Source organism: Ramlibacter sp., from assembly GCF_035706265.1.
In the GTDB taxonomy this organism is placed as follows: domain Bacteria; phylum Pseudomonadota; class Gammaproteobacteria; order Burkholderiales; family Burkholderiaceae_C; genus Ramlibacter.
The window spans coordinates 1-5153 of sequence record NZ_DASSVG010000058.1; the positions used below are offsets into that span (position 1 = coordinate 1).

Genomic DNA, 5153 nt, shown 5'->3' on the forward strand with positions numbered 1-5153 from the left:
CATCCCCACGGCCAAGGCGCAGGACTTCACCACCTTCAAGGACGGCCAGACCGCCATGGCCATCCACGTGGTGCAGGGCGAGCGCGACCTGGTGGCCGATTGCCGCAGCCTGGCGCGCTTCGAGCTGCGCGGCATCCCGCCGATGGCGGCCGGCGCGGCGCGCATCCGCGTCACCTTCACCGTCGATGCCGACGGCCTGCTGAACGTCTCTGCGCGCGAGCAGGCCAGCGGCGTCGAGGCGCGGATCGAGGTCAAGCCTTCCTACGGCCTCTCGGACGACGAGATCGCGCGCATGCTGCGCGAGAGCTTCACCACCGCCGAATCCGACATGAAGGCCCGCGCGCTCACCGAGGCCCGCGTGGACGCCGAGCGCATGCTGCTGGCGACCCAGAGCGCGCTCGATGCCGACGGCCACCTGCTGGAGGCGCCGGAGCGCCAGGCCATCGAGCAGCTCATGGCCTCGCTGCGCGCCACCGTCCAAGAGAGCAACGATGCCGGCGTGGTCGAGGCCGCCGTGCAGGCGCTGGCCAAGGGCACCGAAGCCTTTGCGGCGCAGCGCATGAACGAAGGCATCCGCAAGGCCCTTGCCGGACGCAACCTGGAATCCCTCTGAGGCAGGACAGCCATCCCCTTATGCCCACCATCAAGATCCTGCCCCATCCCGAATACTGCCCCGAGGGCGCCGAAGTGCAGGCGCCGCCCGGCACGTCGATCTGCGAGGCCCTGCTCGATAACGGCATCGAGATCGAGCACGCCTGCGACATGAGCTGCGCCTGCACCACCTGCCACTGCATCGTGCGCCAGGGCTTCGAGTCGCTCAACGAGATGGACGAGAACGAGGAAGACCTGCTGGACCGGGCCTGGGGCCTGGAGCCCAACTCGCGCCTCTCGTGCCAGGCGATCCTGGCGCAGAAGGACCTGGTGGTCGAGATCCCGAAGTACTCGATCAACCACGCGAAGGAAAAGCACTGAGCGCGGTGTGCGCCGCGATCCACCCGCCGGCCACCGCACTGAGCAGCCCGTTTCCCGACAGGTAGCCCCACACCGCATTGCCGCTCACGCCGCGCGCCGCGCCGCCGGCGGCGAGCAGATTCGGGAACACCGACCCGTCCGCCCGCCGCACGCGGCATTGCGCATCGATGTCGAGGCCGCCTTGCGTGTGGAAGAGGGCGCCCGTCACGCGCACGGCATGGAAGGGCGGCCCTAGGCGGTCGACCTCAGGTGTCAACTCGGACGGGGCGCAGCCGACGATCCGCGCCAGGGCCTCACGGTCCGTTGCCGTGCGCACCGCCCCCGCCGCCTCGGCCTCCCGGAAATCCGGAAACTCGCGCGCCAGCGCGAGCTGGCGTCCCCCGAACACGTTCCAGGCGATCCCGCCCGGCTGCGCCAGCACGTCCACCGCCGCTTCGGAATAACCCCCGGTCTCTTCGTGGAAGCGTTCCCCGCGCGCATTGAGCTGCACGCCGCCTTCCATCATCACCGCCCAGGTCATGAGCGCGCCCTGCGGCACCACCCAGGAGCCGTGGCCCTGGTAGCCGCCCAGGTCCGCCAGTGCGGCCCCGATCTGCTGGCCCCAGAGGATCGCGCTGCCGTCGTTGCCCGCGTGGCCGGCGAAGATCGCCTCGCGCATCTCGGGCAGCAGGTCGCGCACGAGCTGCGGATTGCCGCCGAAGCCGTTGCAGGCGAGCAGCAACACGTCGCACCCGATGCGCTCGGTGGCGCCGTCGGGGCGCTGCACACCGATGCCGAGGATGCGGTCGCCGGCGTCGGCCCAGAGTTCGGTCACGCGCGCGGAGGTGAGCAGGTCCGCGCCCGCCGCTTGCGCCGCCTCGAGCAGCGCGGCCACGAGCGAAGCCCCCGTGCGCCCGGGCAGCGTGTGCATGCGGTGCACGCCGTGCCCGGGGTAGAGGAAGTTCGTCAGCAGCTCGAAGCGCAACCCGTGCGCCGCCAGCGCATCGAGCGCCGGCGCGGCGGCCTGCGTGTAGGCCTGCACCAGGTGCGCCGCCGCCGTGCCGCGCGACTTGTGCAGGATGTCCTCGGCAAACGCTTGCGGGCTGTCGGCGATGCCGAGCGCCCGCTGCACCTGCGTGCCGGCGGCTGGGATGAAGCCCGAGGACAGCGCGGTCGACCCGCTCGGCGCCGCGTCGCGCTCCAGCAGCACGCACTCGACGCCCGCCGCGCGCAGGGCGATGGCCGCGGTCAGCCCGCAGGCCCCGGCGCCGACGATCGCCACCGGCACGTGCACCGGCGCCTCCAGCCGCTCGGCACGCACCACCCGCGCAGCGTGCTCCATCGCGCTCAGTCGGTGGGGCGGAACAGGTACTTGCCGCGCGGCTCGCCGATCACGCCCCGGTCCTGCGCGTAGATCTGCTGGCCGCGCAGGTAGGTCGCCTCGACCCGCGCCGACAGCTCGATGCCCTCGAAAGGCGTGTAGCCCTGGGTCGAGGGCGACTCCGCCGCGTGGATGGTCCACGTCTTCGCCGGGTCCACCAGCGCGAGATCGGCGTCGTAGCCCTCGGCGATGTCGCCCTTGCGGTTGAGGCCGAAGCGCTGCGCCGGGGCCCAGCTCGTCACCCGGGCCATGTGGTTGTAGCCCATGCCGCGCCGCGTGCCTTCGCTCACCAGGGCCGGCAGCAGGTATTCGGTGCCGCCGAAGCCGCTCTTGGCCATCCAGATGTTGCCGAAGTAGTGGCTGGGGATCTTGGTTTCGTGGCGGCAGCAGGCGTGGTCCGATACCACCCAGTCCAGCTCGCCCGCGAGCAGCGCGTGCCACAGAAACTCCACATCCTCGCGCGGGCGGATCGGTGGGTTGACCTTGGCGAGTTCGGCGGCCGGCGAGGCGATGTCCAGCATCAGGTGGCCGATCGTCACCTCGCGCCGGAAATCGATGTGCGGGAAGACGTCGGCCATCATCAGCGCGGCCTGCACCGCCTTGCGCGAACTCAGGTGCAGCAGGTTCACGTTGGGCAGCGCCGTCTCGTGCGCGAGGTAGCTGGCGATGAAGACCGCGAGCCCCTCCGAGTGCTGCGGCCGCGAGGCGCTGTAGGCCGCCAGGCCCTTGAGCGACGCGTCCTTCTCCACGAGCTTCGTGTAGGCCGTCATGATCTCCGCCGTCTCGCAGTGCAGCGACAGCGAGATCTGGTGCGCCCGCTCGGGAAAGCGCTCGCGCGCGGCCTGCACGCCGCGCATGATGAACTCGAAATGCGCGTAGTCGTAGCGCTGGTCGTCGCCGATCATCAGGAACTGGCGCTGCGAATCGCTCGCGCCGTGCAGCCCGTGCGAGCCGTAGAACATGAAGATCTTGAAGCTCGCCACGCCGAACTTCTCCACCAGCATCGGGATCTCGTCGATGTGCGTGCTGTCCATCGGCGCCAGGTGGTAGCCGTAGTCGACGTGGAAGCGGTTCTTGGAGACCTCCAGCACTTCCGGGAAGAAGTCGGCATAGGGCCCGCCCTTGTTCAGGTAGTACTGGCCGGTGCGGAAGTAGTTGAGGCTGGAGGTCACGCCGCCCATGGCGGCGGCCTTCGATTCGGTCACCGCATCCTCGGCCAGCGGCGAATAGATGCCGCTGTGCATGTGCGCGTCCACCACGCCGGGGAAGGCGAGCAGGCCGCGCCCCTCCTGCACTTCCTTGGCGAGCAAAGGGTCGATGCCCGGTGCCACCCGCGCGAACTTGCCGTCGCGGATGGCGATGTCGCCCTCGTGCACCACGTTGCCGTGCGGCCGCACGATGCGCACGTTGCGGATCAACGAGTCGTAGGTCGGCGTGGTCATGCCGGAGTCCTCCTCTGAAGCGGTGTTGGGAATCGTTGAGCGGGCGCCACCTCGTCACACCCCCAGGTAGGCCTGGCGCAGGCGGTCGGTGGCGAGCAGTTCCTCGCTGGTGCCGGAGAACTGGATGGCGCCGTTTTCCAGCACGTAGGCGCGTTGCGCGATCTCGAGCGACTGGGCCACGTTCTGTTCCACCAGCAGGATGGCGAGGCCCTGCGCATGCAGTTGCGCGACGAGGCCGAACAGCTCCTCCACCAGCAGCGGCGACAGGCCCAGCGACGGCTCGTCCAGGATCAGCAGCCGCGGCTCGCCCATCAGCCCGCGGCCGATCGCCAGCATCTGCTGCTCGCCGCCGCTCATGGTTCCGGCGAGCTGGCCGGTGCGCTCCTTCAGGCGCGGGAAGATGTCGAACACGCGCTGCAGGTTGGCCGCGCGCTGGCCACGTGCCCGCGCGAAGGAGCCCAGCTCCAGGTTCTCCAGCACCGACAGGTTGGGGAAGATGCGCCGCCCCTCGGGCACGTGGATCAGGCCCGCCGCCACCACGTCGCGGTAGTGGGCCCGCGTGATGTCGCGCCCGTCGAAGCGGATGCTGCCGCCGCGCGCCGGCAGCAGGGCGCTCACGGTCTGGTTGAAGGTGGTCTTGCCGGCGCCGTTGCTTCCGAGCAGGGCCACGATCTCGCCGGCGCCGAGGTCGAGGTCGATGCCGCGCAGCACTTCGACGGCGCCGTAGCCGCTGCGCAGTCCCCGCACGGACAAGAGCGATTCGCTCATGCCGCCAGCCTCCGCGCCGTGCCGTGCCCGAGGTAGGCCTCGATCACCGCCGGATCGCGCGTGACTTCCGCCGGTGTGCCGGAGGCGATCAGCCGCCCCTGGGCCAGCACCCAGACGTGTTGCGCCAGGTGCATCACGGCCTGCATCACGTGCTCGATCATCAGCACGGTGACGCCGCCCGCCGCAATGGCGCGCACCACCGGCACCATCTCGCCCACCTCCTGCGGATTGAGGCCCGCCAGCACCTCGTCCAGCAGCAGCAGGCGCGGGCGCGTCGCCAGCGCGCGCGCCAGTTCCAGCCGCTTGCGGCCCGCCACGGTGAGCTCGCCGGCCGGCTTGTCCAGAACCGGGGAGAGGCCGACGCGCTGCGCCACCGCTTCGGCCTGCGCCAGCGCCTCGCGCCGGTCGGCGCAATGCAGGTGCGCGCCGACCGCGATGTTCTCGCGCACCGTCTGCGCCGCGAAAGGCTGCACGACCTGGAAGGTGCGCGTCATGCCGCGGCGCGCATTCAGGTGCGGCGGCGCGCCGGTGATCTCCTCGCCGTCGAAGGCGATGGAGCCCGCGTCGGGCCGCAGGAAACCCGAGGCGAGCGCGAACAGGGTGGTCTTGCC

Annotated in this window: 6 protein-coding genes; 2 read left to right on the forward strand and 4 right to left on the reverse strand. The window is 70.7% G+C overall.

Annotation, left to right across the window (positions count from 1 at the left end):
- Together VFM98_RS01995 and fdx are read left to right on the forward strand one after the other, a co-directional pair.
- Window positions 1–613: Hsp70 family protein (locus tag VFM98_RS01995; RefSeq protein ID WP_325108212.1), on the forward strand; the 613-nt coding region annotated here is incomplete at its 5' end.
- A 20-nt stretch (window positions 614–633) separates the two neighbouring features.
- Window positions 634–972 (forward strand): ISC system 2Fe-2S type ferredoxin, encoded by a 339-nt coding sequence (gene fdx / locus VFM98_RS02000; RefSeq protein ID WP_325108213.1) that lies wholly within the window; start codon window positions 634–636, stop codon window positions 970–972.
- Here fdx and VFM98_RS02005 read toward each other — a convergent pair.
- From VFM98_RS02005 to VFM98_RS02020, 4 genes are all read right to left on the reverse strand, one after another.
- A complete protein-coding gene (locus tag VFM98_RS02005) occupies window positions 947–2293 on the reverse strand; it encodes an FAD-dependent oxidoreductase (RefSeq protein ID WP_325108214.1) in 1347 nt (448 codons plus the stop codon). The genes fdx and VFM98_RS02005 overlap by 26 nt on opposite strands.
- 5 nt (window positions 2294–2298) lie before the next feature.
- Entirely contained in the window at window positions 2299–3774 is a 1476-nt protein-coding gene (locus tag VFM98_RS02010; RefSeq protein WP_325108215.1) for a dihydroorotase family protein, read from the reverse strand.
- Between the two features lie 54 nt (window positions 3775–3828).
- On the reverse strand, window positions 3829–4542 hold the full coding sequence (locus VFM98_RS02015; RefSeq protein ID WP_325108216.1) for an ABC transporter ATP-binding protein: 714 nt from the start codon (window positions 4540–4542) through the stop codon (window positions 3829–3831).
- A partial coding sequence (locus VFM98_RS02020) for an ABC transporter ATP-binding protein (protein ID WP_325108217.1) occupies window positions 4539–5153 on the reverse strand: 615 nt, incomplete at its 5' end. The genes VFM98_RS02015 and VFM98_RS02020, both read right to left, overlap by 4 nt.

Coding starts and splice junctions, on each gene's coding strand:
- fdx (WP_325108213.1), top strand. CDS start 634: ATGCCCACCATCAAGATCCTGCCCCATCCCGAATACTGCCCCGAGGGC.
- VFM98_RS02005 (WP_325108214.1), bottom strand. CDS start 2,293: ATGGAGCACGCTGCGCGGGTGGTGCGTGCCGAGCGGCTGGAGGCGCCG.
- VFM98_RS02010 (WP_325108215.1), bottom strand. CDS start 3,774: ATGACCACGCCGACCTACGACTCGTTGATCCGCAACGTGCGCATCGTG.
- VFM98_RS02015 (WP_325108216.1), bottom strand. CDS start 4,542: ATGAGCGAATCGCTCTTGTCCGTGCGGGGACTGCGCAGCGGCTACGGC.